The following is a 25803-nucleotide window of genomic DNA, read 5'->3' as shown; positions in this document are numbered from 1 at the left end:
CACCGTCACGCCCTTCACGCCACGACCTCCGTCATCTCCGTGCTGCTGCTGTTGGCCGCTACGGGCGCTGTGCTGCACGAACCGCTGCTCATCCCGCCCCTCGCAGCCAGCGCTGCCCTCGTGCACAGCACCCCGCAGCTGCCTCTCGCGCAGCCGCGCAGCCTGATCGGCGGTCACCTGCTGTCCGCACTCGGCGGCTACCTGGTACTGGCCTGCTTCGGGAGCTCGACATGGGCTGCCGCACTGGCAGGCGGTCTCGCTCTCGGCACCATGATGATCACCAGGACGCCTCACTCCCCGGCAGCGGCCACCGCCGTCATCGTCGTCCTGCAGTCACCCGCCCCCCTGAGGTTCGTCACCCTTCTGCTCACCGCAACTCTGCTTCTGGTCAGCGCCGGGACCATCGCCGGGCTGCCCAAGCATGCACCCCGCTACCCCGTCTACTGGTGGTGACGAGCGAACGCGCATGTCCCTCGGACCCGGTGAACTCGGCCGGCTCGCGGGCCGTGTGTGCCAGGTCCGGGGTGGTGCCGATCCGTCACGGAGGTTCTACGCGCGCCGGAATCGGCGGCGGCATATCGGAAGACACCATTCGGAATCGGCTCAGTTGGAGCTATGGCCACAGTTGTCCGGCAGGGGGCGCTTTTTCCCCCGCGCCGGGAGAGGATTCCGGTTGCACTGCTGGAAAGATCAAGAGGAAACATCCGTGCGACCAAGACTCTTCGGCATGACCGCCTGCGTGGCCGCATTGGGACTGCTGGGCTCCGCTCTCACCGCCTGCGGCTCGTCCGAAAGCGGCGGGACCAAGCTGCGCCTGGTGGTCCCCGAGTACGGCGACAGCCCGGCGACCAGCTCCAAGGCGTACTGGGACAAGCTGACCGCCGCCTTCACCGCCGCCCACCCCGGCAAGAAGGTCGAGGTGACGCTCTACCCGTGGGCCGACATCGACCGCGAGGTCACACGCATGGTCCAGGAGGACGATGCCCCGGACGTGGCCCTCATGGGCGCGTACTCCGACTTCGCCGCCCAGGGCCGCCTTTACGCCGCCGATCAGCTGCTGCCGATCAAGGCCGAGGCGAACTTCCTGCCGCCGCTCGCAGAGGCCGGCTCGGTCGACGACACGCTCTACGGCTTGCCCTTCGTGGCCAGCAGCCGGCTCCTCTTCTACAACGAGGAGTTGTTCGACAGGGCCGGAGCAGAGCCGCCGAAGACCTGGTCGGACCTGAAGCACGCGGCCAAGGCACTGAAGCATGAGAATGTGCTCTATCCGTACGCCCTGCCGCTCGGTCCCGAGGAAGCGCACGCCGAAGCCCTCATCTGGGAACTCAGCAACGGCGGCGGGTACACCGACCACAGCGGCGGCTACAACATCGCGTCCGAGCAGAACATCCAGACCTTCCGCTGGATCAAGGACAACCTGGTTGCACCGGGCCTGACCGGACCTACCCCGCCGGCCGAGCTGAACCGGCAGGACGCCTTCGCCGCCTTCCTGCGCGGTGACGTCGGCATGGTCAACGGCTACCCCTCACTCCTCGACGAGGCGAGAGAGAAGGGCATGAAGGTCGGCACGCTGACCATGCCGGTGTCCGACACGCTGCGCGAAGGGGAGACCCCGCCGTCGGTGGGCGTCGCCGACTGGATGATGGCCTTCAAACATGACGGCAATCGTGAACTGGTCGGCGCATTCCTCAACTTCGTCTACGAGGACAAGAACCTCAACGAGTTCGCCGGGCGCTACCACCTGCTGCCCTCGACGGTGACCGCCACCCAGGCCTCCCAGGGCACGGCGACGGACCCCAGCACCGAGCAGTTCCTCACCGCACTGCGCACAGCCCAGCTCTACCCGGTCAACGAACCGTCGTGGCTGCAGGTCAGCAACACCATCAAGCGCACCATCGGCAAGGCCGTCGCACCCTCCGCCGACCCGAAGACCGTACTGGAGGACATCGCCCAGCAAGTCCGGGTCACATCCCAGCGAAAGTAGCGATGCGTCGTCGGCCGGTCCCCGCCATGACGTCCGGCCGCTGACGCCGGGACAGCGGCTGACGGCCGGCCTCCCCGTGCTCCGCCGGCGTTCAGCCCAGTACCGCCCCCTCGACTGCCAGAAGCGAGCGACGGTGCCCCCTCCACCGCTTCGGGCGGTTGATGCATCACGCGACGGCGGTGCGCCGCTTGTAGGCATCGCGACGAGAACTTCCTCGCCTCCGTCGACCTTGCTGCAGCCGTCGCCGTTCAGCGCCGTCTCAACTGATACGACGCCTTACCGCGGGGCAGGGGCGGCGGCCGGTGTCGTGCTGCGTTCGGTTTCGTCCTGCACGAGCAGGGACAGCAGGGAGGCCACGGGGAGGCCGGCTTCCGCCGGGTGGCGCAGCACTTTGTCCGGCTCGATGCGGTAGGTGTTCGTGCGCCCTTCCCGGGTGCGGGAGAGGTAACCGTCCTGCTCGAGATCGGAGATGATCCGCGCGACGGCGCGCTCGGTGAGCCGGCAATGGGCGGCGAGGTCGCGGATGCGGGCGTTCGGGTTGTCCGCGATGGCTGCAAGCACGCGCGCGTGGCTGGTGATGAACGTCCATCCGGTGTGTGACTCAGGTACTCCAACCATGTCCGGCATCTTAGAGGGCGTTGTTGCAGGAACCCAGTTACATGACATAGTTTTCATGCAACGGATGACGTCTGCTCCGTCAGGAGAGCCACAGGGAGGAGCCCGAAGGTGCTGCGGGACGAGGCCATGAGGCCGACCCTCATGAGCAACACCGGCGGCACGCCACTGCCGGAACAGATCTCCGGGCGTGCCTCGCAGGAAGCCGGCGTGCTGCAGTACGAATGGCGTGGGGCCTGGGTGATTGGTGCTCGCGGCGCCTACGACATGGAGTCGATCACGCCGTTGGCGGATGCGCTGAAGTCCGCGGCCGCGGAACACCCCAAGGTGATCCTGGAGGCCTCCGGTGTCACCTTCGCGGACTCGACATTCTTGAATCTGCTGATCCTCATCCATCGCGCGGGCACCCTGCGCCTGGTCGCGCCGTCCGCTCCGGTTCGGCGGGTCTGCGAGATCACCGGAGTCGACAACCTCCTGGAGATCCGCGACACGCTCGACGACGCCGCCGTCTCGTGACGTCACGTCTTCTGATGGGAGTCCTGAGCACGAGTGCGCGGGAAGACCACACGTACGCCGAGGGAGCGGCGCTGCCTGATGCCCACTGGGCGAGCGGCACGAGGTGCCGGCCCGTCAACCGTGGGTTCAGGTTCTCAGTGAGGACGGGCGGGGCTTTACAGGGGCGGGCGTCCGGAGACGGCACCACCCAGGTCGTCGGCCAGGGCGAGGCGGGCAGTGACGCGTTTGCCGACCGGTTCCCGCTGGACCTCGAAACCCTGGGCGACGGCCATCACGATCTCCAGGCCGTGCTGGCCGACCCGGCCGACATCCGCGGCCCGCGCCACCGGCAGCACCGGATCGGAATCCCACACCACTATCTCCACCAGGTCGCCGAGAATGCGCAGATCCAGCAGCACCGGGCCGGGGGCGTACTTGCGGGCGTTGGTGACCAGCTCGCTCACCACGAGCTGCGTGAGGTCCATGGCGCGCTGAGAGACGGGCAGGCCGTGCTCGGTCTGCACGCGGGTGAGGAAGTCGACGGCAAGGCGGCGGGCGTGGGCAATGTCCGTGCCGTCGCCGTCAAGTGCTGTCGTGGTCTGCATGCCCCGTTTGCCGGGCATGGTGCTGTCCTCGCCCACAGGTGCCGCATCCATCCACATCGTGCTCACTGACCCGTTCACGGCCCGCACATACCCGCTTCTCCACGAATGACGCCTGAGATCTCCTGTCGGCTGCACCACACGATCAGCTCTCAGCTCTGCCGCCCTGCTGGCTCGGGTCCGCTTCAGGCGCCGTGACCGTACCGGTCGGATGCCGCGGGGGCGACGCGCGTCTCATACAGGGCGATGAAGCGGGCGGTCATGAGGCGGCCCGCCGGTAGCGGGTGAGGACGGCGGCGCCGACCTGCTCGGCAGCCAGGCATTCCAGCTCGGTGTGAGGGCCCTCGGCCGGAAAGAGTCGCCGGCCGGTGCCGAGGACGGTGGGGAAGGTCAGCAGCCGGTACTCGTCGACCAGGTCCAAGGCCATCAGCCGGTCCACGACGCTCAGGCTCCCGGTGACGACCAGATCGCGCCGCTCGCGCTTGACGACGTCGACCAGGTCGCCGTCGATGACCTGGGAGTTCTGCCACACCGAGGCGTCGGCGTGGGTCAGGGTGCGGGAGGCGACCAGCTTCGGCACGGCGTTCATCCGTGCGGCGAACGGATCGTCGCGGCCCGGCCACAGTCGGGAGAACAGCTGCCAGGTGGCGCGCCCGAGCAGTAGCACCCCCTCGTCCAGCGTGCGGCCGAGCCGGAACTTGTCCCCGGCGACCGCCTCGGGGCCGTACCGGAACGCCCAGCCGCCCAGCGGCGTGCCCGCGGACCCGTCCGGGTCGGACACGATCCCGTCCAGGGTGATGAACTCGATGACGATGACACTCACGATGAGGTTCCCTTCGGTTCAGTGCTCACCGGTACGTACCGGCCGCACCGCCCGGACTCATCGCTCCCGGCGGAAATCGCCTGAGGAAATCTCCCGCGAAAGCTCGAAGGCGTCGAAGACCCGCGGATCGGCGAACACGACGTTGCGCACGATGCGGCCGTCGGTGACAGCGAATACCTGCAGGGTGTGCAGACGGTGCCCACCACCGGGCTCCGGCGCGTACGCGGCGAGCGCGGGCTGCCCGTTCGCGGTCAGCTCCCGCAGGCCCCAGCCCGTGCCGCGCATCGCGAACACCCGCTCCATGAACCGGCCGTAGTCCCGGCTGCCCCGGTACCACAGCGGCACCGGCGGCATCTCCAGCACCGCGTCGTCGGCCAGCAACCGCACCAAGGCGGGGACGTCCGCAGCCTCGAACGCCAGCATGTAACGCTGGACGACCGCCCGCACCTCCGGATCATCGGGCTCGGTGACCGCCCCGGCATCGGCCACACCGGCCAGGGCGACGCGGGCACGCTGCAGCGCACTGTTGACCGCCGTGACCGTGGTCCCCAACTGCTCTGCCACCTCCGCGGCGCTGAACGCCAGCACGTCACGCAGTACCAGCACCGCCCGCTGCCGCGCCGGCAGAACCTGCACCGCCGCCACCCACGCGAGCCGCAGATCGACCCTGATCTCCACATCGAACCGCGCGTCGGGGAACGGCTCCAGCCAGGGCACATCGTGCGCCGGCACCAGCGGCGCCCCGGGATCGTCGCTCGGCGCCCCCAGCCCGGACGGCAGGGGGCGCCGTGCGCGTCCCTCCAGGGCGGTCAGGCACACGTTGGTCGCGATCCGGTACAGCCAGGTCCGCACCGACGCGCGAGCCGGGTCGTAGCGGTCACGGGCCTTCCAGGCGCGCAGCAAGGTTTCCTGCACCAGATCCTCGGCCTCGTGGAACGAACCCAGCATCCGGTAGCAGAACGCCACCAACTCACCCCGGTACGGCTCGAAATCCACAGACTCATCATGCCGCACACCGACTCTTGAGAAGCCCAGGGTTCTCGATCTCCGGAGAAAACACACCGGCCCGTGCGGCGCATGGGTCACCAAGCAGGCGGGGGGCGGTCTAGTGCCGGGGGTCTGGACGGCGATGGTGGCCAACATACTCGGGAGACAAAACCTGTCTGATACCACTGGCGTTGCGTGACCACCTGTAGGAGGACAACAAACCATGGGGCGAGAAGGTGCCCGCGACAGCGCCTCGCACGCGCTCATCGCAGAACTCGGTCTCGAGCCGCACCCGGAAGGCGGCTGGTATCGGAGACTGTGGACAGGTGAGCAAGTCGATACTGCTCGCGGACGGCGTGCGGCCGCTACGGCCATCCACTTCCTCCTGGCGCCCGGTGAGCACTCACACTGGCACCGCGTCGCCGGCGACGAGCTGTGGCTGTGGCAAAGGGGCAGCGCACTGGCCCTCACACACAGCACTGAGCCGGATGATCAGGTCTCCCCCGTGTTTCTCGGCCCCCAAAGGGCTGCTGGGCAGACGCTGTGGGCCGTTGTGCCCGCCGGGCGGTGGCAAACCGCCCGTCCCATCGGCAGCGGACCGGTGCTTGTCACCTGCGTAGTGGCGCCCGGTTTCGACTGGGCGGACTTCACTCTGCTGCCACGTGATGCGGACACCAGCAGCCCGTGAGAGACGAAGAGCAGCCAGACTCATGTGCGCGGTGATCCGTCCTTCAGGGTCGGCCGGGCTCACGGTCCGGAGTTTCAGCCCGGCCCGCTGCCGTCCGGAGAGCGGGGATCAGCTCCGCGGACCGTTCGAGCTGCTCGCGCTGTGAACGCAGATCCAGGGCGCCGAGTCGGCCGACGATGTGCCGGGCGCCGGCGGCCACGTACTGTCCCAAGCGCTCGACCACTCGGTCGGCGGTACCGGTCACCACGGCCTGGATCTTCTCCAGTTCCACCAGCGGCACGCCGTAGGTGACCCGTGCGTAGGCGTCGAGTGCCTGACGGCCGCTGCCGATGTCGTCGGCGATATGCACGGAGACGAACAGGGCCGGGGTGATGTCACCGGCCGAGCGTCGGGCGGCGGCCGCCGCTTCACGGACCTCGCGAAGGCCGGAGGTGTACTCGGCGGGGTCGGGCGGGTAGGGCAGCCAGCCGTCGTACATCCGGCCGGTACGTGCCAGTGCCGCCGGGGCCGCGCCGCCGAGCCGGACGGGTGGGCCACCGGCCCGGAACGGCCTGGTCATGGGCGGGATCCCGGAGAACTGGAGGATCTCGCCGTACGAACAGCGGCGCCCGAGCTGGCGGGCCCGGGCACGAATGTCTACCGCCTCGCGCTGCATCCCGACGGCGTGGCTCCCCGCATCCGCAATCTCGCCGCGTGGGCGCGTCACATCCTGGCCCGCCTCCACCACCTGGCGGAGCTGCGTGACGAGCTCATCCGGTAGGTGCCCGAGCTGGAACCGTCTGCCGGGCAGCTCGGTTTCGCCGTTCCGCTCCAGCTGCAGTCCTCCTACGGTGAGCTGCGCCTGGTGACCACCGTCACGACCTTCGCGACCGCCGTCGACGTCACACTCGCCGAGCTGAAGCTGGAGGCGTTCCTGCCCGCCGACCCGGCGACCGCCCAGGCACTTTCGACGACCGCCGGGGAGATGGCTTCCGCTGCCGCGGCCGCTATGCCCACAGCTCACTGCTGTCGCACACCTGGGCACTCATGTTCCGCTCCATCATGCGCAGCGCGGCGTCGGCGAGGTCGGCATGGATGTGGGCCACGGCGTCGCGGGGAACCACGACCTGGAAACCGCGGATGTGGGCGTCCAGTGCGGAGTAGAGCACGCATTGCTCCGTCACCTGACCGCACAGCACCAGCTGTTCGAAGCCTTGGGCACGGAGCAGATACTCCAGCGGAGTCTCGTAGAAGGCGGAGTGGCGGGCCTTGACCACGAAAAGGGAGGAGTCGTCGGGCCGCAGTGGCCGCACCAGCCCGGCGTGCGGCCCCGAGAGGGCTTCTTCGAGGAGTTCGCCGTGGTGAGAGCGCCACTCTCCGAAGTTGTCATTGACGTAGATCACGGTGACGCCGCTGCGCCGCGCCCGGTCCAGCAAATCGGTCAGCACGGGCACTACCGACTCGACCGAGGGAATCAACAGCTCGGCGTCAGCGTGGTCATATGTGTTGATCATGTCGATGACGATCAGTGCGGTCTTGCCCATGCCGCCCAGGTTCCCACCGCTCGGCATTCGAGGCCCGTAACGGGGCCGATCAGTGGTGACAGAACAGAACTCAGGGACACGAGGGACTGAAAAGCCGGCCGCATCGTCGGGACGCGTGGACCATTTGGGGGTCTCCTACATCGTGCTCCGTACGGATACGGGCCATGACCTGCTCGGAGCTCAGCCCCCAACCCTCCTCAGTCCAGGATCGTGGCGATACCGCGGCGGCGAAGGTCGTCCAGGCCATCCAGCATGGCCTTGATCTGCTCCGGGGAATGTCCGACCCAGCCCTTGAGTTCCGACACGACGCGCACGGGCTCGCTCGTGCGATAGGAGCGGGTCGGGTTGCCCGGGAACTTCTTGTCGGTGACGTTGGGATCGTCCTCCAGAGCACCGGTCGGCTCCACCACGTAGATCCGCCCCGGCCCGTCGCCGGCTGCGAGCTCGGCACCCCAGACTGCGGCATCCAGGGTTTCGGAAAAGTAGACGTGACGGGAGGTGCGCCCTTCCTCGTAGTTGGATGCGTAGCCGGGGGCCAGCAGATCCCCCGGAACAAGGTCCGCCTTCGTACCGTGCAGGTACGTTCCTGCCTCGTACGCCTGGAAGGGAACAGGGGCGCTGGTCATGGGTACTCCTTCGGCGGCGTGGGCATGGGTCTGACAGAGAACCAGAATGCACAACTCCCGCGCAAAGAGACGGCGCAGACTCCCGTAACCAGGGAAACCGGCCAAGGACGCGGCCTGCGTCGCGGTGTACCCGTGTTGCCGACGGGACCCGGCGGGACCAGGTCGACGATCGTGCGGCGGTCAGGGAGCGGGCCGCCTTCCGGCTGACGCCGGGACCGTGGTCCTCCTCGACGAGCGCGAGCGTGAGGTGAGATGACTGGATTCGAGTGATTCGTGGCCGGACCGAGGCGGCGCCGGGGGCTGCATGGTCGGCACCGTGGACAGTGGACGCACGGTCCACTCGTCGCACATCACATCGGAAAGCGGACATCATGACCGACACCATCGCAGGGGTCGAAGTACCCGAGACCTCGGCTGTAGCGGAGGCCACCGACTTTCTTCGGGAGAGGACGAATCCCCTGATCTTCCACCACTCCCGACGTGTCTTTCTCTTCGGTTCCCTGCACGCACGAAAACTGGGCCTGCGGCCCGATCCCGAGTTGCTCTACATCTCGGCGATGTTCCATGATGCGGGCCTTACTGTCCCGTACTCCGACACACGGCAGCGTTTCGAGTTGGACGGCGCCGACCACGCGCGGAAGTTCATGCTCGACCACGGCTTCTCCAAGAGCGCCGCCGAGGTGGTGTGGTTGGCGATCGCCCTGCACACCACGCCGGGTATTCCCGGCCGTATGGGCCCCGAGATCGCTGCCACGAATTACGGCGTGCTGACCGACGCGGTCGGCTGGGGGCTGGACGGAATCGACAGCGAGCAGTTGGACGAGATCGTCACCGCTCATCCGCGCGGGGACTTCAAGAAGGAATTCCTGCGGGCGTTCGTCGACGGCCTGAAGGACCGCCCCGACACCACCTACGGGACCGTCAATGCGGATGTTCTGGAACACTTCCTCCCCGGATTCCGCCGCACCTCGATGGTCGACCGCATCAACGAGGCTCCCTGGCCGCGGTGACGCGGCAGCAGTATGCAGTGCGCCTTTTTCATCCTCGATTCAGGCTGGCCGGATGCAGGCTCAGGACGGCCCGGACGAGGCTCGTGATCCGGGTGGTTGAGCATCGGAGCCGGCAGAGGAGCCGCCAGGACTTCGCAGTGGCGACGGCCTGTTCGACGAGTGCCCGGATCTTCGCATGCGACCGGTCGCCGTCCTGCTGGCCTGTGGAAAGACTGTTCCAACGGCCGCGGTAAGGAGTGCGGACCGTGCCGCCGGCACCCTGGGTAGCCCTTCTCGGCCCAGCAGTTGATGCCCGTCTCGGCGAGGGCATCGACGATGCCGTGCTCGCGTGCCGCCCGGACGTCATGCACGGCTCCGGGCAGGGCCGGTGGTGTGGGTGCGAGGGCGGCCAGGAGCTCGACTGCCTCGGTGACGTAGCGGTAGGCGGTAGTGGTACCGACGCCGAAACCGGCTGCGAGCTGGGCGTAGGTGTGTCCGTCGCGGAGGTGGGCGAGAGCGAGCAGAGCCTGTCGACCGCGCTCAGCGGCGAGGCCCCCGCCGCGTACAGGTCTCGGCCCGGACCGCACAATGGTCGCCGAATTCCTGAACCATCACGGCGAGGAGCATGGCTCATGGCAGGACCTACCGCTCAGCAGGGCCCCTGGCAGGCAGCGGCCCATTACGCGGCGCCCGCGGGGACCGAAGGGCTCGGACAGCTGCGGGCGACGTTCCTGCCGCAGCGTGCCGGGGCGGGGCGGCTGGGCGCCCTCCTGCTCATGGGAACCGTCTCCTTGATCCTTCCTCCCCTGGGCGTCTACTTCTTCTGGCTCGCTGCTCAGACGCCCAATCTCTCACGCAAGCAGGCTGCACGCCGACTGCACCTGTTCGACTACGGCCTGGCCGAGGCGGGGAGGAACGGCGAGGTCTCCGTCTTCCGTTGGGACTCCATGACGGTGCTCCAGCAGATCACCGAGCGGTACGCCAATGGTGTCTACGTCGGGACCACCCACCTCTACACGCTCCACCGCGAGGACGGCACGACGCTCAAGGTGACCGGGTTCTACGCCCGGCCCGAGCAGTGGGGGCCGGCGATCCAGCAGGAAATCACCCGGGCGCAGCTGCCCTCGCTGCTTGCCCGGCTGGAGCAGGGCGGGACCCTGGCCTACGGGGACCTTTCGGTGAACCTGGGTGGTGTGGCCACGGCAAGGGACAGTCTGACCTGGCGGGAAATCGAGAACGTCGAGCTCTCTCAGGGTGTGCTGGTGCTGCGCAAGGCGGGTAAGAAGCTTCCCTGGGCGAGGGTGCCGGTCCAGAAGATCCCGAACTTCTTCCTCTTCCTCGCCCTCGTCGACCGGCTCCGACACGGTGGCGCGCGCCAGGCCCTCTGACCACCGGTGACCACCGCGCCACCGGCGCCGCCCCGGCCCGCTCAGCCCCTGGGCAGGACACCCTTCAGTGAGCGGGAAGCGCTGGCCGGGCTGGGGCCGTTCTGGCAGGTGCGGCGGTGACCGCGGTCCGGGGAGTCGGCCTTGCCGGCGGGCCGGACAGCGCCGGCCCAATGACAGCGGCCTCGGCTGCCCCGGCCTTCGAGTATCTGCGTCCCAGCGCTCTGCAGCGGCCCGGCCCCCCTGCATACCTGAGCGCATACGCCCACCACGTCAAGCGCTCAAGCCTCACCCGGAAGTTCCCGCTACCGACCTCCCGACCGGTCTCGTTGCGGGAGTGTGAGTCAGAGGCGGCGCTCACAACCGGGCGTGCGCGGTGATGTCGGCGGTGAACTCCTCGATCATGCTTCGGGTGACCGTGGGACGGCACTGGTCGATCGCCGTGAGGTAGTCCTGTGTCGTCGCTCCGGCCCCGTCGTCGGCGACTGCCGCGTCGCCCGCGTACAGGTCACGTTCGAACGCGGCCTGGGCGGCGGCCCGCGCAGCCTGCTCGATGTCTGCCGGGGTGAACAGATCACTCGCCTTCACCAGCGTGTCGAGGTCGACGTCGGTGCGGTCCTCGGTGTGACGGGACCAGATCGCCCTGCGCGCTTCGGGGTCCGGCGTGCCGATCGGGATCACATGGTCGAAACGGCCCGGGCGCAGGAAGGCAGGATCGAGCGAGCGGACGGAGTTGGTGGCACAGACCAGCAACCGCTCGTCACGTTCGCGGAAACCGGGGATGAGCTTGAGCAGTTCGTTGGTGACGGCGTGCATACCCGCAGGAGTCCCCCCGCCGCGTACCGGTGCGATTTCCTCCACCTCGTCGATGAAGACGAGCACCCGCTCCAGTTCCGCGATCCGGGTGAACGCGGCACGCAGCGCGGCGGCAAGGTTGCCACCGTCTGCGAGGCGGGAGGGAAGCAGTTCGACGAACGGCCAGCCCAGGCGCGAGGCCATGGCCCGGGCGAAGGTGGTCTTGCCCGTGCCGGGCGGCCCGAAGAGGGTGATCGCCCGTGGCGGCCGTACCCCGTGCCGGGCCGCGCGTTCCGGCTGGGCGAGCGGCATCACCACACGGCGTTCGATCAGCTCCTTCTCCGCCTTCATGCCGGCCACCCCCTGCCACAGATGACCCGGCAGCCAATGGCCGCCCAGTTCCTCGAGGGTGTGGGCCATCGGGCCGGTCGGCGGCTCGACGCGCTCGTAGTAGGCGACGGCGGGCCTTCTCGTGTAGCCCGCGTTGGCCAGTCCCTCGCCGAGCAGCTCCTCCGTGGGCAGGACGTAGGCGATTCGCTGTACCCGGGCTGCCACAAGACGCCGCTCCAGCTCCCGCAGCAGCGCGCTGGCCAGCCCTCGTCCACGCCAGACGGGTTCGATCGCGATCCGCATCACCCAGGCGCGCTCCCCCGCCAGACAGGCGAGCGCCGAGCCGATCACCGCGCCACCGTGGACGGCGACCACGGCGGGCTCCCTGGCCGTCAACGCTGCGATGCACTCGGCGAAGGAGAAGACGGACTCCTGGCCGAGTTCAGCTGTGGTGTCGATCAAGTGGACAACCGCCGCCAGGTCGTCCTCGCGGTAGTCGCGGACCAGCCAGTCCATGGGGTGCCACCCTTCGCCTTGGGCCGTGAAGCACGAAGACTAGGGAGCGTGCAGCACCAGCAGCTTGCTCCATCATGGACAATCCGAAGCCGGTGAACCGACCAAGAAGTCGTTGACTCTCACCGGCGTTGCTGTGTGGGCAGCAAGGATTGCTGCAAGATGTCGAACCGGTGGCTGTCGCAACCGAGTCGGGAGCACAGGCCACAGCACGGCCAACCCGAGCAGCAGCCACCACTACCGGCGCCGTCGTACTCGGCGCAACGCCAGTGCGAGCAGTGCCGCGAGCACTATTGAGGGAAGAAGGAGCAGCCACAGGGAGATGCCCGGGGCCGCCAGATGAGCCAGAAGGAGGAGACCGGGCCCGGACACGCCGGCGATCAGGCCACCCAACCGGTCGGGCTTCCTGAAGTCATCATGCGTCGATTCCACGCGCACCTGCCATCCCTCCCGCGCAACCGCAGCCCCAGCCTGCGGATCCCTGCGAGGACCCGGGCGACCTCGCCGACCCATAAGGCCAGCCGAGGGCCTATCCTCCGGCTCGGCTGCCAGCAGCCCGACAGACGACCGGCAGTCCCGCATCCTACGCCTCCCAGCAGGCCCTTCCACCAGGGCCGGGCCGACGCCACGAGAACTACCCATCGGCGCCGACTGACGCGACGTCACATGGATGGTGAGCAGTAGGGCTGCCAGTCATCACGGTGCACGGTGGTGCCGCCGGCGAGTCGCCAGGAGCGGCTGTGCGGGGCCAGAGCCCAGGTCTCGGGCGCGCGTCGAGCGGCGGCGATCCAGTTGACGAGTTCGGGAAGGGCGTGTTGTCGCAGCAACGGGCGGGCGCCGGCTCTTTCAGTTGCCGGAAGCGGGCAGACATCGATCTGCACGCTGGACCACAGGTCGGGATGTGTGCCATTGCCGTAGTTGGAGGAGAGGGGCGGGTACCACTCAGCGTGCAGCAGAGTCCCGTCGCCGTGCGGGCGGTACCAGAAGTTCAGGTGTGTGAGGTCTGACTCCTGCTCGCCGAGGACACTGCGGATATCGGTCGGGGTGAGCGGCCACGACAACTCACGCGGCAGACGACGGTTACGGGACGGCATGGCCCTGAGAGTGGCACACCGCCGGACGCGAGCGCATGTGCCTTTCCTCTCGGCGGACCGAATGGCGGCCAAACTCCGGTCAACAATGGCGACGTTGATGAGGCGGGACAGCAAGCCCCGGGGTGGGCGGCGAGAACGGCGGCCTACGTTCACCGGCCAGTGCTGGAACCTGGGAAGCGCCGAGCATGTCGTCGCGCATCTCAAGGAGAGACGGCTTCCCCCCTCTCCGGGCGCTGTCTCGTAGTCTGCTCAGTCGAGGCAGAACTCGTTGCCCTCGACGTCCTGCATCCCGATGCACGAATCGTGGCCGTCGTACAGCAGTCGCACGCGTACCGCGCCGAGCGCGACCAGTCGTGCGCATTCGGCCTCGAGCTTGGCCAGGCGCTCTTCGCCGACGAGCCCGGTGCCGACCCGCACGTCGAGATGCACGCGGTTCTTGACGACCTTTCCTTCGGGAACCCGCTGGAAATACAGTCGCGGCCCCACCCCTGACGGGTCACTGCAGGCGAACGACGAACCCTGGTCCTCGGGCGGCCGCGAGCGGTCGAAGTCGGCCCACGTAGCAAACCCCTCCGGTGGAGGTGGTACGACGTAGCCCAGCACCTCGCACCAAAAGCGAGCGACGCGCTCTGGTTCCGCGCAGTCGAAGGTGACTTGGAACTGCCTGATCGGTGACATCCGCGCACCATAGCAAGGGCAGATCTGTTACTCATCTCCCCGTAGGCATCTGCAACTTGGCAGGGCACGCTCCTCGCGAGCCGCTGCTGTGAGTACGGTCGCAGCGGTGCCCTTGTCGATGCCACTCAGGGGTTGCCCGCCGCAGCAGAACAGACGGCGGCGACTCCGGATCCGCATACGCTTCGATGGATACGCCGACGAAGAAGTCACTCCTCGTCGGCATGGCGGAGTATGGCGTCGTCCGGGATCCAGGGGAATCTGATGCCGGGAAACCTCGCCGGCCAGGGGCCGTACGGGTCGAAGGCGAGGACCGCCTCGATGAACGGCTGGGGCGGCAGGTAGGCACTGAGGATGGCAGGAGCCTGTCCGTGAAGTCTTCGGGAGCCGGACGGTTCATCCAGCGGTGCCGGCTGCCGGCCAACCGATGTTGACGCATGCGCAGGTCGGCTGAAAGCTCACCCAACGCATGCCGTCGGTGAGGTCGCTGAATTCATCACCCTCGTCCCAGTAGCGTAGGGGCGGAGGGTGTACGAACTGACGACCTCGTGTGCCCGGCGGCGGCTGCCGCCCTGCCTCGACGGGAGTCCGGCCAGCGCCCACCGCCGGTTCACGGCCTGCACGAGGGCCGGCCTGGCCTCGCCGGTGGGGCGACTGCGCTGTGCCTCTCCGCGGCGCGGAGTGGCGCGCCGGACGAGTGACGTGCATACGTCGTAGGCGGGGAACAGGTGATGAGGCGACGCCTCATCACCGATCGGAGACCCATGCCGCACGACGGAACACATGACAGTCCCGCCGCGCTCCTGCCCCTGCTCCGCACCTCCGTCGACCGGCTGCTCGCCACCGCGGCCGCGCTGTCGGACGAAGAGGTGAGGGCGCCCTCACTGCTGCCCGGCTGGACCCGCGCCCACCTCCTGACACACGTGGCCCGCAGCGCCGATTCCCGCAACCGGCTGCTCACCTCCGCCCGTTCGGGCATCGACCTGCCGCAGTACGCCGACGAGGCCCAGCGGGAGTGGGAGATCGAGGAGGGCGCCGGCCGGTCCGCCGCCGTCCTCCTCGATGACGTGGACACCGCACTGCGCCGTTTCCTCGCCGCGGCCGGCGACCACCCGGACGACGCCTGGGAGGTGCCGGTGCGCTGGCTCGGCAGCGGCCTTCGGCCGGTACGTGGGGCCGTCGGGAGCATGCTGCGCGAGGTGGAAGTCCACCACACCGACCTGGCCACCGGTCACGGGCCGGCCGACTGGCCCGCCTTCTTCGTGGCCCGCGAGCTGGAGACGACCGTGCGGAAACTGGGCGGCAACCCCGACGCCCCGTCCATGACACTGTGCGCGGACGAGGACCGGGTCGTGCGGCTCGTCGGAGACGGAAGGGGGCCGCGGGTGACGGGACCGGCGGCGGAGCTGCTGGGCTGGCTGACCGGGCGGACCGACGGCGGGGCGCTGACCGTCGAACCACCTGGGTCACTGCCGGCACCACCGTCCTGGCGCACGTGACCGCCCCGCGGGCCGAGCACCACCCACTTGGTTCTTCCAAGTAGTGTGGCTACGCTGCCGCTGCATGATCACAGCGGCACAAACGCGTACTGACGGTTCATCCGTCCGGATCGGCGCCCTCGCACCGTTGACCCGTCCCGGCTGGGTCGAGGCAGGCCAACAGCTGCTCAGCGGCATGGAGTTGGCGGTGCGCGACGTCAATGACGCCGGTGGTGTCGACGGCAGGCCACTGGAACTGGTCGTACGAGACACCGCGGCTGATCCGCAACGGGCCGTGGCGGCCGTGGACGAATTGGCGCAGTTGGGCGTGGCCGCCCTGGCCGGGGAGTATCACAGCGTCGTCGCGCGCGCCGCTGCCGCCAGGGCCGACGCCGTCGGCCTGCCGTACCTGTGCTCGTCAGCGGTTCTCGACGCGCTCACCGAAGAGCCGACGGATCGGGTCGCACGCCTGTGCCCGGCACAGTCGCACGGCTGGCGGATCTACGCGGACTTCCTCCTCGGGGCGGGTCACAGCCGGGTCGCGGTAGCAGCTCAGCCCAGTGTCTACTGGACGACCGGTGCGCGCCTTCTGCGGGAGTACCTCGCTCCACACGGCTGTACCGTCACCGAACTCGACATGAGCGAGCTCACCCCCGCAGCGGTCTGCGACGAACTCGTCGCCCACCGCGCGACGGCCCTCCTGCTTCTGGTCGGCCACCCCGAGCCGGCCGTACCTCTCGTCAGGTCCGTCCGCCGCGACCCGCGCCTCGCCGAGATCATGATCGGTGCACCGGCCGGGCAGCCGGAGTTCGCCGAATGGGCGGAATTGCTGGGGGACGACGGCACCGCGATCCCGTTCCTGCGCTACCTGCCCGAACACCTCACCTCCCTGGGCGCGCGAGTCGAGAAGATGCTGCGCGAACGGCTCGGCCAGACCCCCTCCTTCGTGGCCTTCGAGGGCTACGACACGATCGCCGTCCTCGCCGACGTCCTGCGCACGCACGGGACGGACCGGGCACGCCCGGCTGAAGCCTGGCCGCACGTTGCCGTCGACGGTACCCGCGGGCGGATCGAGTTCTCCCGCGCAGCGGGCATCAGCGTGTGGCAATGGGCCTGGCCACCCGTCCAGGTCGTCGACCGAGACCCGGCGAACCCCGGCCGCCTCCGGATTCTGCACGCCGGTTGAGAGCACGTGGCGGTGACCAGGCGGCTGCTGCGGCACCCCCGGTCAGCGGTTCACGGAACGCATCCCCGCCTCGTCGTACCGCTCCCCCGCCGCCTTCGGCAGCTCCGCGTCGATGCGGGCCAGGTCGTCGTCGGTCAGCGTGATGTCGACCGCGGCGGCGTTCTGTTCCAGGTAGGTGCGGCGCTTGGTGCCCGGGATCGGGACCAGGTCCTCGCCCTGGGCCAGCACCCAGGCGATGGCCAGCTGGGCCGGAGTCACGTCCTTCTCCGCCGCGATCTCCTTCACCTTGGCCGCGAGCCGCTGGTTCGCCTCCAGGTTGTCGTCCTGGAAGCGCGGGTTCTGGCGGCGCCAGTCGTTCGCGTCCAGATCGTCCGGCGAGGTGAACCGCCCGGCGAGGAAACCGCGGCCGAGCGGCGAGTACGGCACGAAGCCGATCCCCAGCTCACGGCAGGTGGGCAGCACCTCGGCCTCCACGTCGCGCGACCAGAGTGAGTACTCGCTCTGCACCGCGGTGACCGGGTGCACGGCGTTGGCGCGCCGGATGGTCTGGGCGCTCGCCTCGCTCAGGCCGATGTACCGCACCTTGCCCTCCGCGACCAGTTCCGCGAGCGCGCCGACCGTCTCCTCGATGGGCACGTTCGGGTCGACCCGGTGCTGGTAGTAGAGGTCGATGTGATCGGTTCCCAGACGCTGCAGCGAGCCGTGGACCGAGTTGCGGACGTGCTCGGCCGAGCCGTCCTGCGGGCCGACCGTGCTGATGTCGCCGGGCACGGCGTTGTCCATCCGGTAGTTGAACTTCGTCGCGATCACGTACTCGTCGCGGCGCCCCCGGATCGCCTCGCCGACGAGCGACTCATTGGTGAGCGGCCCGTACATCTGTGCGGTGTCGAGAAAGTTCATGCCGAGGTCGAGGGCGCGCCGGATGGTCGCGATCCCCTCGTCCTGGTCGGCGGATCCATAGAAGGCGGACATACCCATGCACCCCAGGCCGATGGCCGATACCTCAAGGTCCCGCAGACTGCGCTTACGCATGCCGTGTCCCAGCCTTCCTGCACACTCGTTCATCGTTCGGACCACGCGAAGCCCCTCATCCATCTAGCAACGGATTGCACCGCCCGGCATCCCGTGAGAAGCACCGGGCGACACGGGCCTCGCGCTCGATGTCTGCGACGCTACGACTTGGAGCGCACTCCAGCGCAAGCCGAGCATTCAGGGGAACCGGCAGCAGACGACTAGTGCGGCGCACCCAGGTGCCGGCCCTCCTGATCACGCCGCAGGGTCGCGGTGGCGATGTCCAGGAAGTCGCGCAGCAGCTTCTCGCGGCGGTCCGCGCAGACGGCGAGGCAGGTTTCCAGGGCCGGGGCGTCCGTGACCGGGAGGTGGACGAGGCCTTCACGGGAGTAGGAACGCGCGACGCTCAGGGGGACGAGCGCGATGCCGCGCCCGACGGCGATCAGCTCGAACTTCTCCTCCAGCGAGGACGTCCGCCGCGTCGGCGCGTCCAGCATCCGCTCGCCGTCGAGATCGTCGAGGGTGACCTCCGGGCGGGATGCCAGCGGGTGCGCTACCGGCACGCAGGCGACTCTCGGCTCGCGGCCGATCGGGATCGTGCGCAGCCCCGTGTCGTCGAACGGCCGCCGCAGGTACCCGACCTGGGCCCGGCCGTCCCTCAGCGGCGCTTCCCGCTCCCACCAGCGGGCCGGTACGACGTCGGTCTCCACCTTCGGGTGGCGCCCACCGAACGCCCTGATCGCGTCCGAGACCTGCAGCCCGGGAGAGAAGGCGACGACCAGCCGCTGCACACCCCGGTCCGCGTCGTGAACGCGCCGCACCGCCGCGGTGACCGCCGCGAGGATCCCCTGCGCCTCCTCGTAGAGCTGGCGGCCGGCCGCGGTCAGCTCAACGCTGCGGGTGGTACGCACCAGCAGCGCGCACCCCAGCTCCTGCTCGAACGCCCTGATCTGACGGCTGAGCACCGGCTGAGCGATGTAGAGCTGTTCCGCCGCCCGGCCGAAGTGCCGGTGCTCGGCAACCGCGGCGAAGTAGCGGAGCTTGCGCAGATCCAGATCCATACCTTTACGGTATCAATCGACGGGGAAGGTATTGGACCGCCGCAGGGTGCCGACCGGACACTCGACACATGATCGTCATCACCGCACCTACTGGACAGATCGGCGCCCGGCTCCTGAGCATCCTGCTCGACCGGGCCCCCGATCACGGCGAAGAACTGCGCGTCATCGTGCGCGATCCCGCACGACTCCCCGACGACGTCAGGTCCCGCGTCGACGTCGTCACCGGCTCGCACGGCGACGCCGACGTCGTCGACCGGGCCTTCTCCGGCGCGCACGCCGTGTTCTGGCTCGCCCCGCCGAACCTGCGGGCAGCGAGCCTGGACATGGTGTACCTCGAGTTCACCCGTCCCGCCGCGAAGGCGTTCGCGGCCCACGGGGTCGGACACGTCGTCGGTGTCTCGGCGCTCGGTCGCGGCACTCCCGTCGCCGACCGCGCCGGGCAGGTGACGGCCTCGCTCGCGATGGACGATCTCATCGCGAGCACGGGCGTGGCCTACCGCGCGCTGACCAACCCGACCTTCATGGACAACCTGCTGCGGCAGACCGCGCCGATCCGCGACGACGGCGTGTTCACCGGCCCCCTCCCCGCCGACCGCAAGACACCCCTCGCCGCCACCCGGGACATCGCCGAAGCCGCGGCCGGCCTCCTCCTCGACCGCTCGTGGACCGGCAAGGGCGAGGTCCCGGTCCTCGGCCCCGAGGACCTGTCCGCCGACGACATGGCGCGCGTCATGTCCGAGGTGCTCGGCCGCCCGATCCGCTACGAGCGCCAGTCACTCGAGGAGGTACGCGCCGGCCTGATCGCCCACGGCGCCGGCCCCGAGCTCGCGCAGGCGTTTGCCGACATGGTGCGCGCCAAGGACGAGGGCCTGGACGACGGCGTGCCACGCACCCCGGCGAACGCGGGCCGCACGACGTTCCGGGAATGGTGCGAGGAGGTTCTCAAGCCGGCGGTCCAGGCGTGAGCGCCGCCATCGCAGCCAACCGGTAGCAATCCTCGCCAACGGCTCCTTGCTCCTGGCGGCGGCACCACCGTGCCTGCCGTCCCGTGGCCCCGGCGGCCGGCGCCCCCGCCGGGGCCTGCCGTCTCGCCCGGGGCGCTCTCTGGCTGCCGAGTCATCGGGCCTGCCTGCGGCCTCACCGGCGGGCGAGGTGGCGGCTCCTGAGCCGGGGCCCGGATGCCGGACTGATCCGCCACCGACGCTTCGACCCCGCCACCGACGCTTCACTCCGGCTCCGGTGCCCGTGCCCGTGCCGACAGCGGTGCTGTGTCAGCGGTCGCGTAGAGGGTCGATCAGCACCCCGGGGTTCAGGATCCCCGCGGGATCGAACACCGTCTTGGCCGCCTGGAGAGCCGAGCCGAAGAGGTCGGGGCGCTGCTGGTCGTACCAGGGCCGGTGGTCGCGGCCCACCGCGTGATGATGGGTGATGGTGGCACCGCTCGAGATCAGCGCTTCGGAGACCGCCTGCTTGATCTCGTCCCACTGCTCCACAGTCTTGCCCCATTCTCCCGCGGCGTAGATGCCGAAGTACGGTGCTGGACCGTCGGGATAGAGGTGGGTGAACCGGCAGGTCACCACGCCCATGGCGCCGGTCTGACGCATGGCGTCCTGGGCTGCCGCGTTGACAGCCGCGCGCAGACTGTCGAAGCGGTCCCAGGTGCAGGCCGTCTCGAAGGTCTCCACGATCATGCCCTGGGCGGCCAGTGCGTCGCGGCGATAGGGCATGCGCATGAAGGAGGAGCGCCAGGTGTCGGCGGCCGCGGTGCGCGCGGCCCGGTCCGCGGTCTCGGTGTAGCGCGGCGGTTCGGGCAGGGTGCCGCCATGGTCCCGGCACAGCTCCAGCGCGCGTTCCATGCCTGCGTGGACCGGGTGGTCTGCGGATTCGAAGCCGAGCACCAGGACAGCGGTTGATGAGCCCGCGTTGATCAATGCCTCCATCGGGTCCAGGAGCCGGCAGTTCGCCGGGTTCAGTCCGGACTGGGACAGGGCGCGCACCGCCCGCACGCCCGCGTCGTAGTCGGCGAAGTTCACCGAGGCGCCCGCCCTCCACCGGGGCCGCTCCTGGAGGCGGACCCAGGCTTCGGTGATCACACCGAGCGATCCTTCGGAGCCGAGGAACATCCGGTCGGGAGACGGCCCGGCGCCGGAGCCCGGGAGCCGGCGGGTGGTGACGACACCGGCAGGGGTAACGATCCGCATGGCTTCGGTCAGGTCGTCGATGTGGGTGAGGTGCGTGGCGAAGTGGCCACCCGCGCGGGTGGCCAGCCAGCCACCGAGGGTGGAGAACTCGAAAGACTGCGGGAAGAAGCGAAGGGTGTGTCCCGTGGGCCTCAACTGCTCTTCCAGATGCGGGCCGAGGACCCCGGCCTGGACGAGCGCGGCGCGGCTGGTGGTGTCCACTTCGAGAACCTGGTCCATCGAGGTGAGGTCCAGGCTGACCACGCCGGCGTACTCGTCGTCCACGCGTGGTTCGACGCCGCCGACCACCGAGGATCCGCCACCGAAGGGTACGACGGCGATGTCGGCGTCGTTGCACCAGTCGAGGACGTCGACGACCTGACCTTCCGATGTCGGGCGCACGACGAGGTCGGGTACGTGGGGCAGCCTTCCCAGCAGTGCCCGCACGACATCGCGGAAGGCCTGACCGTGACTGTGTGCGAGCCGGTCGCGAACGTCCTGAGAGACGATCGACGCCAGTGCCCGCGGCGCCTGGACCCTGCTCGCGCCCACGCCGAACGACTCGACCGGAGGGGCCTCGTGCACGGTGAGGTCCGCGCCGGGCAGCAGTTCCGCGGTCCGCCGTGTGAGCTCTTCGCGTTCCGGGGCCGTCACGGCGTCCTCGACATTTCCCCACCCCCACCATGAGCGCGTCCTGCCGGGCACTGGCACACCACCTATCTGAACGCAGGGTAAGTTACCGTGCGGTCACATTGGCATGGGGAGGGCAGCACCCTGCAAGCCGTCTTCCGGGCGCTCGAGTCACGCACGCACGACTGGAACCTCGTGTACGACTCGACTCTGCCGCCGGACGGTGCCCTCCATTCCGCGGCCACCGTGTACCGGGGGAAACTCAACCGCATGGGCGCGGTCGGTGTGGCCGATTTCCTTCACTCCTCCCAGGCCGACGAACCACTCGACGCCGACCTCGCCACGCACCTCTGGTACGGAATTGTGAGTGGCGCGGTCGCCTGGTGGCGGCATCACCCCCAGCAGAGCGCCGACGACATGACCGCACGATTCGAGCGGATCCTGGCAGCGCTGCAACCTTGAGGTGTCGTCCGATCCCGTGTCCGTGTCCGTGTCACGACCCGGCAACGAACTGGTGACCACGGCAACCGCGGATCGGCCGGAAATCGTTTGTGCCTGCGACAGGCACAGCCCACTGCTCCTCGACAGACAGGATCGCCATGGCACCGTCCACGAAGTCCGTTCGCCACAGACCCGGCACCGTTCTCCGCGCGGCCGTGATGAGCGCGTCCGCCGCCGTCCTCGCGATGGTTCTCACGGCCTGCGACGAGGGCGGAACCAACTCGGCGACACCTGCCGGCGGCAGCACCGCGACGGCTCAGCCGGGTGGCGGCCCTGCGAAGCCCGGTTCCCCAACTGCCGGTGCCAAGCCGGCCAGTAAGCACACGACGGGCACGGGCGGCGGCGCATCCTCGTCCTCCAAGGCTCCTTCGTCCGGCACGACGGCCACGCCACCGGCATCGACATCGGCACCGGCACCGGCCGCCTCGGGCGGCACGAGCGGCGTCGACGGCTGCGACCACGAGATGCCCATCTCACCTGACGAGGTGGCGGTCCTCCGCTACACCCCGGAAGGGGGCTCGCTCAGTCTCATCGTCAAGCACGGCAACTGGGGCTGCGCCCCCGCCGACTCCGACGGCGCGCCCTTCGAGGCCGTGGGCAAAGAGACGTACATCCCCATGGACCAGGCGGCGTACGTCACCGTCACCAACCCCATCGTGGAAAGCACCAAGAACCAGCACATCGGTGTCCAGGAGTTCCTCGACTGGCTGGAAGCCCACCCGAACAGCGGGCTGGTGTTCAAGTACCAGCTGGGCGCCGACGGGGCGATCGACCGTCTGGATGAGGAGTTCACCCCCTGAGACGTGATGGGGGGCCGCCGTCCGGCCCGCCAACGCACGGCATGGGCAGCCGACTTCACCAGCGGGCAAACTCCAGCGACTTCTTCACGTTGTACTCGGCGATGCCCGCCATGAACGCTCTGTCCGGAAACTCCCCGTCGAGCAGCCTCAACGGACCCGCCGTCAGCGAGAGCCGCTGCGCCAGCGTGTAAAAGGCAAGCCGGCTCTCGTCCAGTCCGTCCGCCGCCAACGAGTCGTACAAGCCGTCGAACCGGATGCGTAGAAACACGTGCTCCCACTCGACATCGAAGTACATCGCACCCTCGATATCGATCAGAACGGGCCTCTGTGCCGCGTCCACCAGCACGTGGTCGGGCCCCAGTTCGCCGTGCACGACCGAGTATTCCGCCCGTGGCCGCACCGCCCCTCCCAACCAGTGCAGTCGCTCTTCCAGCCGGTCACGGGCAGCGTCGATCCGCGGATCACGCGACGCAGCCTCGGCAAGGTCCCGCTGTGCACGTTCCAGAACGACCTCTTCGCACGATGTCCCACGCGACGTCGCTCCTGCATCCACCACAGCCACCTTGCCGTAGGCGAAAGCCCTATGCTGGCGCATCGCCTCCAGAGCCTCACCGAGTCGCTCCATGACGGGGGCCGCTGCGCACCGGTCTCGGACGAGCAGTGCTTCCAGGCTCTCCCCTTGGAGATCCTCGACGATCGCAAGATCGGCCGGGCAGTGGGTGCCGTCGCGGTCCACGAGACAGAGCGCCGGGACGCGGACTCCGAGCGCGTCGAGCCGCGCGTGAGCCGCCTCGAACAAGTCGAGCCCGAGGCCGGGTGAGAACGGGTCGGCGAGGTCGTCGTCGCCCTCGGCCGCCGGCCAGTAGTTCTCGTCGTCGTCCCACAGATACGCGACTGCAGTCGTCGCGTCGTCCATCACCAGGCGATAGACACCTTTCTTACTGCCACCCGCAAGTCGCTCGATCCCCTCCAACCGCCGCCCGCGGCCGAGCGCGGCCCGCGCCGCCGCTGCCAGCTGCTCCCGTCTCACTGCACTCAGGGCCACGTTCCGAGCCACCTCTCGCCACGACAACTCGCGCACCCTACTTGGCTGTCGGCGACGTTGCAGAAATCGGCTGGCGCGCCACGCGGTAGCGAAGGTAGACGACCCCCGCGCCGAAGGTGCGGGTCTCGACGAGTTCGAGATCGACCCGGCGCTCGTGCTGGGGAAAGAACGGAATGCCACCGCCGACCAGTACCGGGTAGACCCTGGCCCGGTACTCGTCGATCAGGCCCAATGCGGCCGCCTCGGCGGCGAGCGTCGCGCCGCCGATCGCGATGTCGCCCTCCCCCGGCTCGGCTCGCAACCGCTCGATCTCCTCCGCCAGGGCGCCGGAGGCCAGGCGGGCATGGCCTTGCACCTCCGACAGCGTGCTGGAGAACACCACCTTCGGAAGCGGCTTCCAGATGGCGGCCCACTCGAGCATGGAGTCGTCGAGCGTCGGATCCTGGTCGGCGGTCTCCCAGTACAGCATCGTCTCGTACAGCCGTCGTCCCAGCAGGTATACGCCGACCTCTCGGATCTCGTCGGTGACGAAGCGGAAGACCTCCGCGTCCGGGGGCGTCCAACCGAAGTCACCGTCAGGCCCGACGATATAGCCGTCGAGTGATAGGCCCATCGAATACGTCACTCTGCGCATGAGAAAACCTCCTCCTGGCAACTGCTTCGACACTACGGCCGCCGGACACCGCAGGATCATCGCGGCTCGCCGAATCCCCTGAGGCATTACGGGGGGAGGGACAGCAGATTGAACTCAGTCCTCGCACCCTCTGATCTCGTCGGCGCATCCGTCTACGTCGTCGGCGTCCACGGCGATGAATCGCCACAGCACCAAGCCGTCGATGGCCTGCCCTGCAGGAGCGATGTGCGCGGCGAAGGTGCTTCCGGCAGGAATGTTGAACCGGTCTGCCTCGCAGTCGCCGCACGTACGGTTCGGACGAGCACGCCCGCACACCGCATTTTCGGTTGCGGGCGGAGGCGTGAGCCCGGTGGGGTTGAGTCCATGGACGAGGCTCCGGGGCAGTGCGGACTGCGAGGGCAGGAAGTGGCCGAAGGACCACGAGGCAACCGGCGTCATGGCAGCGGTGCTGTTCCCGGTGCTGATGGGCAGTGCGCCGGTGTTCATGACCACCCAGAACGAGATGCTGCACAGTGCACCGGGCCGTACGGACCTGGCACTCGCGGCGAATTCCGGTTCCTACAACGCCGGTATCGCGGCGGACGCCGCGCTGCGCGGAGTGGTTCTCCCGCTCGCCGATGTGCGGGGCACCTTCCTTGCCGGCGGGCTGATGACCGTTGGGGCGTGCGCTGTGCTGCTCGCTGGGCGACTGGTCGCGGAAGTGCCGTTGACAAGTCGTGTCCCCGTTGAAGCTTCGGCATGGGGGCGGCTCAGCCACCTCGGTGTGTGGGAGGTCGCCGTCCGCGTGACGGTGCGTGCCCGGACGGCTCCGTCAGCTCGGCTAGTCGATCATGTCAGGGAGGTACTGCACGGCGAGTTTTTCGGCGTGGCGGTTGCGTTCGATCACAGCTGAGACGTCGTCGCGCCACCGGCCGTAGAGGTCGATCGCGGCGAGGAGTGCCCGGGCCGGCGCCGTGGCGGTCGTCACCGCACAGGGCTTGTCGCAGATCATCGCCGCGTCCGGTGCGCTGGACTCGAGGTGTCGCAGGCCGCGAGGGCTGCACCGGCGCGATGAGCGGCGAGGGGGCCCAGCACGGTCTCGCGCAGGCGATTGAGGAAGCCGATGACTACGAAGAGTTCACCACGGCCGAGTTTCGTCGCACCGTAGGGAACC

General features: G+C 68.9%; 29 protein-coding genes and 2 pseudogenes. 13 read left to right on the top strand and 18 right to left on the bottom strand.

The genetic code is table 11. From position 1 onward, the window contains the following. Positions 1–39 precede the first annotated feature (39 nt). Together ACF1GV_RS17255 and ACF1GV_RS17250 are read left to right on the top strand one after the other, a co-directional pair. Complete coding sequence (locus ACF1GV_RS17255) at positions 40–453, top strand: HPP family protein (RefSeq protein WP_391681197.1); 414 nt, start codon at positions 40–42, stop codon at positions 451–453. Between the two features lie 274 nt (positions 454–727). After that, positions 728–1984, top strand: a complete 1257-nt coding sequence (locus ACF1GV_RS17250; RefSeq protein WP_391681639.1) for an extracellular solute-binding protein — start codon at positions 728–730, stop codon at positions 1982–1984. Positions 1985–2260: 276 nt separating this feature from the next. Here ACF1GV_RS17250 and ACF1GV_RS17245 read toward each other — a convergent pair whose 3' ends face one another. Next, on the bottom strand, positions 2261–2602 hold the full coding sequence (locus ACF1GV_RS17245; protein ID WP_391681194.1) for a helix-turn-helix transcriptional regulator: 342 nt from the start codon (positions 2600–2602) through the stop codon (positions 2261–2263). A gap of 141 nt (positions 2603–2743) precedes the next feature. On the opposite strand from ACF1GV_RS17245, the gene ACF1GV_RS17240 reads away from it, so the two are divergent. Further along, positions 2744–3115 (top strand): STAS domain-containing protein, encoded by a 372-nt coding sequence (locus tag ACF1GV_RS17240; RefSeq protein WP_391681192.1) that lies wholly within the window; start codon positions 2744–2746, stop codon positions 3113–3115. A gap of 155 nt (positions 3116–3270) precedes the next feature. Here the strand turns inward: ACF1GV_RS17240 and ACF1GV_RS17235 are convergent, their stop codons facing one another. From ACF1GV_RS17235 to ACF1GV_RS17225, 3 genes are all read right to left on the bottom strand, one after another. Further along, positions 3271–3717 carry an ATP-binding protein gene (locus tag ACF1GV_RS17235; RefSeq protein WP_391681190.1) on the bottom strand — a complete coding sequence of 149 codons (447 nt, stop codon included), beginning with the start codon at positions 3715–3717 and terminating at the stop codon, positions 3271–3273. Positions 3718–3955: 238 nt separating this feature from the next. After that, a complete protein-coding gene (locus tag ACF1GV_RS17230; protein WP_391681187.1) occupies positions 3956–4519 on the bottom strand; it encodes a dihydrofolate reductase family protein in 564 nt (187 codons plus the stop codon). Between the two features lie 57 nt (positions 4520–4576). Continuing rightward, positions 4577–5533 carry a sigma-70 family RNA polymerase sigma factor gene (locus tag ACF1GV_RS17225; protein WP_391681185.1) on the bottom strand — a complete coding sequence of 319 codons (957 nt, stop codon included), beginning with the start codon at positions 5531–5533 and terminating at the stop codon, positions 4577–4579. A 196-nt stretch (positions 5534–5729) separates the two neighbouring features. Here ACF1GV_RS17225 and ACF1GV_RS17220 point away from each other — a divergent pair, with 196 nt between their 5' ends. Then, positions 5730–6194: a cupin domain-containing protein gene (locus ACF1GV_RS17220; RefSeq protein ID WP_391681182.1), complete on the top strand. Its 465-nt coding sequence runs from the start codon at positions 5730–5732 to the stop codon at positions 6192–6194. A 43-nt stretch (positions 6195–6237) separates the two neighbouring features. Here the strand turns inward: ACF1GV_RS17220 and ACF1GV_RS17215 are convergent, their stop codons facing one another. Beyond that, positions 6238–6849, bottom strand: coding sequence for an LLM class flavin-dependent oxidoreductase (locus ACF1GV_RS17215; protein WP_391681179.1), 612 nt, complete (start codon positions 6847–6849; stop codon positions 6238–6240). On the opposite strand from ACF1GV_RS17215, the pseudogene ACF1GV_RS17210 reads away from it, so the two are divergent. Next, positions 6796–7188: pseudogene (locus ACF1GV_RS17210) on the top strand (transcriptional regulator); the annotation flags it as partial. The gene ACF1GV_RS17215 and the pseudogene ACF1GV_RS17210 sit on opposite strands and share 54 nt — an antisense overlap. Here ACF1GV_RS17210 and ACF1GV_RS17205 read toward each other — a convergent pair. Continuing rightward, a complete protein-coding gene (locus tag ACF1GV_RS17205) occupies positions 7181–7717 on the bottom strand; it encodes an isochorismatase family cysteine hydrolase (protein WP_391681177.1) in 537 nt (178 codons plus the stop codon). The pseudogene ACF1GV_RS17210 and the gene ACF1GV_RS17205 overlap by 8 nt on opposite strands. A gap of 197 nt (positions 7718–7914) precedes the next feature. Next, positions 7915–8343, bottom strand: coding sequence for an NAD(+)--rifampin ADP-ribosyltransferase (gene arr / locus ACF1GV_RS17200; protein ID WP_391681175.1), 429 nt, complete (start codon positions 8341–8343; stop codon positions 7915–7917). Between the two features lie 371 nt (positions 8344–8714). Between arr and ACF1GV_RS17195 the strand changes: the two genes are divergently transcribed. Further along, positions 8715–9353, top strand: a complete 639-nt coding sequence (locus ACF1GV_RS17195) for an HD domain-containing protein (RefSeq protein WP_391681173.1) — start codon at positions 8715–8717, stop codon at positions 9351–9353. A 28-nt stretch (positions 9354–9381) separates the two neighbouring features. Here ACF1GV_RS17195 and ACF1GV_RS17190 read toward each other — a convergent pair. Further along, positions 9382–9922: pseudogene (locus ACF1GV_RS17190) on the bottom strand (transposase family protein). A gap of 42 nt (positions 9923–9964) precedes the next feature. On the opposite strand from ACF1GV_RS17190, the gene ACF1GV_RS17185 reads away from it, so the two are divergent. After that, the gene (locus tag ACF1GV_RS17185) at positions 9965–10720 is read left to right on the top strand and encodes a DUF6585 family protein (protein ID WP_391681171.1); all 756 of its coding nucleotides are present in this window, start codon (positions 9965–9967) and stop codon (positions 10718–10720) included. Between the two features lie 354 nt (positions 10721–11074). Here the strand turns inward: ACF1GV_RS17185 and ACF1GV_RS17180 are convergent, their stop codons facing one another. From ACF1GV_RS17180 to ACF1GV_RS17170, 3 genes are all read right to left on the bottom strand, one after another. Further along, positions 11075–12358, bottom strand: a complete 1284-nt coding sequence (locus ACF1GV_RS17180) for an ATP-binding protein (protein WP_391681169.1) — start codon at positions 12356–12358, stop codon at positions 11075–11077. A 659-nt stretch (positions 12359–13017) separates the two neighbouring features. Beyond that, on the bottom strand, positions 13018–13449 hold the full coding sequence (locus tag ACF1GV_RS17175; RefSeq protein WP_391681167.1) for a hypothetical protein: 432 nt from the start codon (positions 13447–13449) through the stop codon (positions 13018–13020). Between the two features lie 249 nt (positions 13450–13698). Beyond that, positions 13699–14127, bottom strand: coding sequence for a VOC family protein (locus ACF1GV_RS17170; protein ID WP_391681165.1), 429 nt, complete (start codon positions 14125–14127; stop codon positions 13699–13701). Between the two features lie 761 nt (positions 14128–14888). Between ACF1GV_RS17170 and ACF1GV_RS17165 the strand changes: the two genes are divergently transcribed. Both ACF1GV_RS17165 and ACF1GV_RS17160 read left to right on the top strand, forming a co-directional pair. Then, positions 14889–15623 carry a maleylpyruvate isomerase family mycothiol-dependent enzyme gene (locus ACF1GV_RS17165; protein ID WP_391681162.1) on the top strand — a complete coding sequence of 245 codons (735 nt, stop codon included), beginning with the start codon at positions 14889–14891 and terminating at the stop codon, positions 15621–15623. 64 nt (positions 15624–15687) lie between these two features. Continuing rightward, entirely contained in the window at positions 15688–16788 is a 1101-nt protein-coding gene (locus tag ACF1GV_RS17160) for an ABC transporter substrate-binding protein (RefSeq protein WP_391681160.1), read from the top strand. 42 nt (positions 16789–16830) lie between these two features. Here ACF1GV_RS17160 and ACF1GV_RS17155 read toward each other — a convergent pair whose 3' ends face one another. Both ACF1GV_RS17155 and ACF1GV_RS17150 read right to left on the bottom strand, forming a co-directional pair. Beyond that, the gene (locus ACF1GV_RS17155; RefSeq protein WP_391681157.1) at positions 16831–17820 is read right to left on the bottom strand and encodes an aldo/keto reductase; all 990 of its coding nucleotides are present in this window, start codon (positions 17818–17820) and stop codon (positions 16831–16833) included. A gap of 200 nt (positions 17821–18020) precedes the next feature. Then, on the bottom strand, positions 18021–18860 hold the full coding sequence (locus ACF1GV_RS17150; protein ID WP_391681154.1) for a LysR family transcriptional regulator: 840 nt from the start codon (positions 18858–18860) through the stop codon (positions 18021–18023). Between the two features lie 68 nt (positions 18861–18928). Here ACF1GV_RS17150 and ACF1GV_RS17145 point away from each other — a divergent pair, with 68 nt between their 5' ends. Beyond that, complete coding sequence (locus tag ACF1GV_RS17145) at positions 18929–19825, top strand: NAD(P)H-binding protein (protein ID WP_391681151.1); 897 nt, start codon at positions 18929–18931, stop codon at positions 19823–19825. A gap of 306 nt (positions 19826–20131) precedes the next feature. Here the strand turns inward: ACF1GV_RS17145 and ACF1GV_RS17140 are convergent, their stop codons facing one another. Beyond that, on the bottom strand, positions 20132–21694 hold the full coding sequence (locus tag ACF1GV_RS17140; RefSeq protein WP_391681148.1) for an FAD-binding oxidoreductase: 1563 nt from the start codon (positions 21692–21694) through the stop codon (positions 20132–20134). 246 nt (positions 21695–21940) lie between these two features. On the opposite strand from ACF1GV_RS17140, the gene ACF1GV_RS17135 reads away from it, so the two are divergent. Then, complete coding sequence (locus tag ACF1GV_RS17135) at positions 21941–22132, top strand: hypothetical protein (RefSeq protein ID WP_391681145.1); 192 nt, start codon at positions 21941–21943, stop codon at positions 22130–22132. 295 nt (positions 22133–22427) lie between these two features. On the opposite strand, the gene ACF1GV_RS17130 is transcribed toward ACF1GV_RS17135, so the two are convergent. Beyond that, the gene (locus ACF1GV_RS17130) at positions 22428–22643 is read right to left on the bottom strand and encodes a hypothetical protein (protein WP_391681143.1); all 216 of its coding nucleotides are present in this window, start codon (positions 22641–22643) and stop codon (positions 22428–22430) included. Between ACF1GV_RS17130 and ACF1GV_RS17125 the strand changes: the two genes are divergently transcribed. Beyond that, positions 22636–22971, top strand: coding sequence for a hypothetical protein (locus ACF1GV_RS17125; RefSeq protein WP_391681140.1), 336 nt, complete (start codon positions 22636–22638; stop codon positions 22969–22971). The genes ACF1GV_RS17130 and ACF1GV_RS17125 overlap by 8 nt on opposite strands. 55 nt (positions 22972–23026) lie before the next feature. Here ACF1GV_RS17125 and ACF1GV_RS17120 read toward each other — a convergent pair whose 3' ends face one another. From ACF1GV_RS17120 to ACF1GV_RS17110, 3 genes are all read right to left on the bottom strand, one after another. Further along, positions 23027–24001: a phosphotransferase family protein gene (locus tag ACF1GV_RS17120; protein ID WP_391681637.1), complete on the bottom strand. Its 975-nt coding sequence runs from the start codon at positions 23999–24001 to the stop codon at positions 23027–23029. Positions 24002–24053: 52 nt separating this feature from the next. Continuing rightward, a complete protein-coding gene (locus tag ACF1GV_RS17115) occupies positions 24054–24650 on the bottom strand; it encodes a dihydrofolate reductase family protein (protein WP_391681137.1) in 597 nt (198 codons plus the stop codon). Positions 24651–24764: 114 nt separating this feature from the next. Further along, the gene (locus tag ACF1GV_RS17110) at positions 24765–25088 is read right to left on the bottom strand and encodes a hypothetical protein (protein WP_391681134.1); all 324 of its coding nucleotides are present in this window, start codon (positions 25086–25088) and stop codon (positions 24765–24767) included. On the opposite strand from ACF1GV_RS17110, the gene ACF1GV_RS17105 reads away from it, so the two are divergent. Next, the gene (locus tag ACF1GV_RS17105) at positions 25087–25542 is read left to right on the top strand and encodes a hypothetical protein (RefSeq protein ID WP_391681132.1); all 456 of its coding nucleotides are present in this window, start codon (positions 25087–25089) and stop codon (positions 25540–25542) included. The genes ACF1GV_RS17110 and ACF1GV_RS17105 overlap by 2 nt on opposite strands. The last annotated feature ends 261 nt before the right edge of the window (positions 25543–25803 follow it).

Origin of the sequence: Streptomyces sp. NPDC014006 (assembly GCF_043088925.1) — a bacterium.
GTDB lineage: Bacteria > Actinomycetota > Actinomycetes > Streptomycetales > Streptomycetaceae > Streptomyces.
Note: the sequence above shows the minus strand (reverse complement) of the source record. Positions and strands in the feature narration are given on the sequence as shown.

Coding starts and splice junctions, on each gene's coding strand:
- ACF1GV_RS17250 (WP_391681639.1), top strand. CDS start 728: ATGACCGCCTGCGTGGCCGCATTGGGACTGCTGGGCTCCGCTCTCACC.
- ACF1GV_RS17245 (WP_391681194.1), bottom strand. CDS start 2,602: ATGGTTGGAGTACCTGAGTCACACACCGGATGGACGTTCATCACCAGC.
- ACF1GV_RS17240 (WP_391681192.1), top strand. CDS start 2,744: ATGAGCAACACCGGCGGCACGCCACTGCCGGAACAGATCTCCGGGCGT.
- ACF1GV_RS17235 (WP_391681190.1), bottom strand. CDS start 3,717: ATGCCCGGCAAACGGGGCATGCAGACCACGACAGCACTTGACGGCGAC.
- ACF1GV_RS17220 (WP_391681182.1), top strand. CDS start 5,730: ATGGGGCGAGAAGGTGCCCGCGACAGCGCCTCGCACGCGCTCATCGCA.
- ACF1GV_RS17215 (WP_391681179.1), bottom strand. CDS start 6,849: ATGCAGCGCGAGGCGGTAGACATTCGTGCCCGGGCCCGCCAGCTCGGG.
- ACF1GV_RS17205 (WP_391681177.1), bottom strand. CDS start 7,717: ATGGGCAAGACCGCACTGATCGTCATCGACATGATCAACACATATGAC.
- arr (WP_391681175.1), bottom strand. CDS start 8,343: ATGACCAGCGCCCCTGTTCCCTTCCAGGCGTACGAGGCAGGAACGTAC.
- ACF1GV_RS17195 (WP_391681173.1), top strand. CDS start 8,715: ATGACCGACACCATCGCAGGGGTCGAAGTACCCGAGACCTCGGCTGTA.
- ACF1GV_RS17185 (WP_391681171.1), top strand. CDS start 9,965: ATGGCAGGACCTACCGCTCAGCAGGGCCCCTGGCAGGCAGCGGCCCAT.
- ACF1GV_RS17180 (WP_391681169.1), bottom strand. CDS start 12,358: ATGGACTGGCTGGTCCGCGACTACCGCGAGGACGACCTGGCGGCGGTT.
- ACF1GV_RS17175 (WP_391681167.1), bottom strand. CDS start 13,449: ATGCCGTCCCGTAACCGTCGTCTGCCGCGTGAGTTGTCGTGGCCGCTC.
- ACF1GV_RS17170 (WP_391681165.1), bottom strand. CDS start 14,127: ATGTCACCGATCAGGCAGTTCCAAGTCACCTTCGACTGCGCGGAACCA.
- ACF1GV_RS17165 (WP_391681162.1), top strand. CDS start 14,889: ATGCCGCACGACGGAACACATGACAGTCCCGCCGCGCTCCTGCCCCTG.
- ACF1GV_RS17160 (WP_391681160.1), top strand. CDS start 15,688: ATGATCACAGCGGCACAAACGCGTACTGACGGTTCATCCGTCCGGATC.
- ACF1GV_RS17155 (WP_391681157.1), bottom strand. CDS start 17,820: ATGCGTAAGCGCAGTCTGCGGGACCTTGAGGTATCGGCCATCGGCCTG.
- ACF1GV_RS17150 (WP_391681154.1), bottom strand. CDS start 18,860: ATGGATCTGGATCTGCGCAAGCTCCGCTACTTCGCCGCGGTTGCCGAG.
- ACF1GV_RS17145 (WP_391681151.1), top strand. CDS start 18,929: ATGATCGTCATCACCGCACCTACTGGACAGATCGGCGCCCGGCTCCTG.
- ACF1GV_RS17135 (WP_391681145.1), top strand. CDS start 21,941: ATGGGCGCGGTCGGTGTGGCCGATTTCCTTCACTCCTCCCAGGCCGAC.
- ACF1GV_RS17125 (WP_391681140.1), top strand. CDS start 22,636: ATGCCCATCTCACCTGACGAGGTGGCGGTCCTCCGCTACACCCCGGAA.
- ACF1GV_RS17130 (WP_391681143.1), bottom strand. CDS start 22,643: ATGGGCATCTCGTGGTCGCAGCCGTCGACGCCGCTCGTGCCGCCCGAG.
- ACF1GV_RS17115 (WP_391681137.1), bottom strand. CDS start 24,650: ATGCGCAGAGTGACGTATTCGATGGGCCTATCACTCGACGGCTATATC.
- ACF1GV_RS17105 (WP_391681132.1), top strand. CDS start 25,087: ATGGCAGCGGTGCTGTTCCCGGTGCTGATGGGCAGTGCGCCGGTGTTC.
- ACF1GV_RS17110 (WP_391681134.1), bottom strand. CDS start 25,088: ATGACGCCGGTTGCCTCGTGGTCCTTCGGCCACTTCCTGCCCTCGCAG.